Origin of the sequence: Thioalkalivibrio denitrificans, assembly GCF_002000365.1 — a bacterium.
In the GTDB taxonomy this organism is placed as follows: domain Bacteria; phylum Pseudomonadota; class Gammaproteobacteria; order Ectothiorhodospirales; family Ectothiorhodospiraceae; genus Thioalkalivibrio_A; species Thioalkalivibrio_A denitrificans.
In genome coordinates, this window is record NZ_MVBK01000072.1 from 1 (window position 1) to 3,758 (window position 3,758).

The following is a 3,758-nucleotide window of genomic DNA, read 5'->3' on the forward strand; positions in this document are numbered from 1 at the left end:
GCCCGCGTTCGAGGTGATCCCGGATCACCTCGAACGCGGGCGTCGGATCGGGATAGGACCAGGCGGCGGCTTCAGAGCGGTTGCCGTTCAACACCAGTGTCCAGTAGACCGCCTCCCCCTTCCACTCGCAGTACGTCCGCCGGGCGTGGGGCTCCAGTACGTCGGCGCGCACGTCCTCGCGGGGAATGTACCAGGTGGGCGGGTGCGAGGTTTCCAGGACACGGTAGCCGCGCACCGTGTCGGCGATGGTCTCTCCGGCATACACCACGCGCAGCCGTCGGGGCACGGCCTCCACGCGCGGGGGCCTGGGATAATCCCAGACCCATTCCTGGCCCGGTTCGAGATGGGGGCGTTCGGGCCTGCTCATGATCGTTCCCTCCCGTTCGTCGCCCACAGGGACGTTGTGACTGAACGAAGCGGATGCACCCGGGGGCACCGAATGCCAAGATAAAGGGGGAACGCGGACGACACCAGACCGGGGGCGGCGCATGATGACACACAAGCGGTTCATCACCTGCTGTCTGCTGGTGATCCTGGCAGCGACTGCCGGCTGCGCGCCCAGGATGTGGTCGCCGGAGGGCACTACCACCACCGTCGTTCTCGTCCGCCATACGGAGCGCTCCATGATCACCGAAGAGCTGACCGACGCCGGCCGGGCGAGGGCCGCGGCCCTGCCTGCCGCGGTGGCGGACCTGGACATTGTTGCGATCTACAGCCCGGACCTCAGCCGCAACATCGACACCGCCGCCCCGCTGGCGCTGGAACGGGGCCTGCCGATCATTCGCATGCCCGCCAACCCCGACGAGACCGAGGTCGCCAGGCGCCTCCTCTCGGACCACCCCGGCGCAACGGTGCTGTGGGTGGGCAACATCACCAACCTGGACCGCATCTTCGCAATCCTGGGGGGCAAGGGGCCACCCCCCGTGGAGTATGGTGACCTTTACATACTGCGCGTTCCCGACAGCGGCGATTCACAGCTGGTGAAACGACACTTCGGCGAGTAAGGCGGGGCCGGTGATCACGCCGCACGCATCCACGGACAACAGCCATGGCACGACTGAAACTCGACCTGCATGCCATCTTCAATCAGGGCCGGCAGATCGAACAGGCCCTTCAGCAGGTCTTCGACGACGCCGAGGAAAAACGCATCCGCACCGTGGAGATTATCCCGGGGAAGGGTTCAGGCCAGTTGAAGAAGCGGGTGCTGAAGTTCCTCGAACGACCGGAGATCAAGGCCCGCTATCACCGCATCGAGAAGGACTCGAAAAACTTCGGCCGGCTGTTCGTGCACTTTCGCCACTAGCCCGCATATCTCACCACCGTTCGTAGCGAGGGCGTCGAGATGCCGCTGTGACGGGGCGCGCAGATCGGCGGCCGCAGTAGAAGGGTGGTGCGATATGCGGGCTAGTTGTGATCTCTCAATACGTTGTTCATCCGGAGTGAGCTGCTGGCAGGCGGGGCCGGTTGTAGGAGCCCAGCCCTCTGGGCGAACGCAGTGCTGGTAAAACGCCGGTTCGCCCAGAGGGCTGGGCTCCTACAACAAACATCGCAGGACATGCTTCGCTCCTTCGCGAGAGCCTCCTGCGCTTTATCTGTGAACAACCTGTTGGGGTAATACAGCTAGTGGCGACTGTGGCCGTGATCACCCTTTGAAGGCTGAATGTCTCAGTCACTGTCATCCGCGGTTGAAGTCCTCCCCGCCCGCCATTACGCTCTGGCCCGTCATCGACATCTCCTTCCCGAGCGAAACACGACCCCATGGGATCTGTGCAGTGGCATGGCCTTGAGCCGGGGTCCGGACAGGGTGCCGGATACTCTCCATGAGACGCGCCAGGCGCAATACCGGCAACCGCCGCAACGGCGGCGGACGTCTGCGTCGAACCCTCGTGGTCATCGCCCTGCTGCCGATCGCATACTATCTGCTGTGCATCGCAGGGCTGGTCTACCTGCGCCATCTCCCGCCACCCACCACAACGGTTCAGATCCAGCGGACCGTGGAACAACTGGTTTCTTCCCAGCACCCCGTCCGGGACTACCGCTGGCGTTCGAAGGCGCAGATCTCACCGCATTTGCCCCGGGCCGTGGTGGCGGCCGAGGATGCCCGTTTCTTCCAGCATCGCGGTTTCGACTGGCAGGAGGTGAGGGAAGCCAGGAATCGGGCGCAGGCCACGGACCTGCCAATGCGCGGGGCGTCCACCCTCACCCATCAACTGATCAAGAACCTGTTCTTCACCACACACCGCAACCCGGTGCGCAAGGTCTACGAATGGGCACTGACGCCACCGGCCGAGTGGATCCTGGGCAAGAACCGGATCCTCGAACTGTACGTGAATGTGGTGGAGTTCGGCCCCGGCATCTACGGTGCAGAGTCCGCAGCGCGATACCACTACGGCATCCCCGCCGCCGACCTCTCCCGTTATCAGGCCATGCGCCTTGCTGCAATACTGCCCGCACCCCTGGTACGACGCCCGCAGGCGATGGACGGGTATGCCGGGATCATTGAACAACGGATGAGCCAGCTGGGGTGGTAGACAGAACCAGTCGGAGCTCATGACGCCGGAACCGCGAGCGCGATCATGGCTGTCCCGTTTTCCTCGTGCACTTTCGCCACTGAATTCTCCGGCACCGGGCGCCTCATGCACCCGTATGCCGGAGACTCCCCCATGCGGGGGGGGCAGCGTGCTTCCATGCGCATGATGTGATGACAACCCCTTAACGGACGCGGCAGGAGAAGCTGCCGCCAGCGCCCGCGTAGGGCATCACGCGTCGGCCGTTTACTTCGGCCGGGCACGCCGCATAAACGATCTGGCCGCCCCTCGTACCGGAATAGGTATCAACGTAGCTCCCGGGACGAACGCGGCTCGTCGTGTAATAGAAACCTGCCGTGTTCCTGTCACTGACGCGACCGTTGCCACAGTTCCTTCCGTGAGACCGGTTCATCCCGGGGTTGGAGCTTGCATTCTCATAATAACCATCCGCACACCACATGACCTCAATATCCTGGGAACACCGGTTCTGGATGGTGTGGTCCGACCCTGAATGGCCGAGCAGCGGCCTGCTGCCGATGGAGACGCACTGATTGGCGTTGGCAACAGTTTGTCCGGCCTGTGCCTGATCCGGAATGGAGAACAGGGCCAGGCCGACCACGGAAAACGCAACGAGCAGATTTTGCAACTTCATTATGGTGTCTCCCTGCGATTGCACCCATACAACAGTGTTGGTTGCCGCCCGGCCTTCAGCCTCTTCGACGATGATGCGGACACGGGCAACGGCCTCCCCGAAAGGTGCCGCCTGGCGTGTTGACAACCAGCGGCGCGTTCTCCCGGGCATCGGGGTGCAATGATCGGTTGATCGGGGAGCGGGCGAATCACCCATTTGGGTTATGACCGGACAGCGGGGCGATGGCCGACCCTGCAGGGGGGTGGACAGGCCGGGTCATGTTGCAGTGCAATATAAGGCACATGCATCAGGAGGCAGGCCGATGACCCACGAAAGCCGCAAGACCGTCGATCTCGCCCTGCAGGGCGGCGGCGCCCACGGCGCGTTGACCTGGGGCGTCCTGGATCGGCTCCTGGAGGATCCGCGCGTCCAAATCGCCACCATCAGCGGCACCAGCGCCGGCGCCATGAATGCCGTGGTCATGGCCGACGGCATGGACCGGGGCGGTCGGGACGGCGCGCGGGAGGCGCTCGGCGCATTCTGGAAGTCGGTCAGCGACGCCGCGCTGCTCTCACCCGTGCAGCGCACGCTTTGGGATC

The 3,758-nt window shown here is 64.1% G+C and carries 6 protein-coding genes; 4 read left to right on the forward strand and 2 right to left on the reverse strand.

Translation table 11 applies throughout. The features are described from left to right. A partial coding sequence (locus tag B1C78_RS11900; RefSeq protein ID WP_139349916.1) for a DUF427 domain-containing protein occupies positions 1-367 on the reverse strand: 367 nt, incomplete at its 3' end. A gap of 121 nt (positions 368-488) precedes the next feature. On the opposite strand from B1C78_RS11900, the gene B1C78_RS11905 reads away from it, so the two are divergent. The 3 genes from B1C78_RS11905 to mtgA all read left to right on the forward strand — a co-directional run bounded on the left by B1C78_RS11905 (position 489) and on the right by mtgA (position 2,531). Beyond that, positions 489-1,004: a histidine phosphatase family protein gene (locus B1C78_RS11905; protein ID WP_077279392.1), complete on the forward strand. Its 516-nt coding sequence runs from the start codon at positions 489-491 to the stop codon at positions 1,002-1,004. Positions 1,005-1,048: 44 nt separating this feature from the next. Next, the gene (locus B1C78_RS11910) at positions 1,049-1,303 is read left to right on the forward strand and encodes a Smr/MutS family protein (protein ID WP_077279393.1); all 255 of its coding nucleotides are present in this window, start codon (positions 1,049-1,051) and stop codon (positions 1,301-1,303) included. A 517-nt stretch (positions 1,304-1,820) separates the two neighbouring features. Continuing rightward, positions 1,821-2,531, forward strand: coding sequence for a monofunctional biosynthetic peptidoglycan transglycosylase (gene mtgA, locus B1C78_RS11915; RefSeq protein ID WP_077279394.1), 711 nt, complete (start codon positions 1,821-1,823; stop codon positions 2,529-2,531). A gap of 181 nt (positions 2,532-2,712) precedes the next feature. On the opposite strand, the gene B1C78_RS11920 is transcribed toward mtgA, so the two are convergent. Next, a complete protein-coding gene (locus B1C78_RS11920; RefSeq protein WP_077279395.1) occupies positions 2,713-3,306 on the reverse strand; it encodes a hypothetical protein in 594 nt (197 codons plus the stop codon). A gap of 175 nt (positions 3,307-3,481) precedes the next feature. Between B1C78_RS11920 and B1C78_RS11925 the strand changes: the two genes are divergently transcribed. Next, on the forward strand, positions 3,482-3,758 hold a 277-nt coding region (locus B1C78_RS11925; RefSeq protein WP_175628297.1), incomplete at its 3' end, for a patatin-like phospholipase family protein.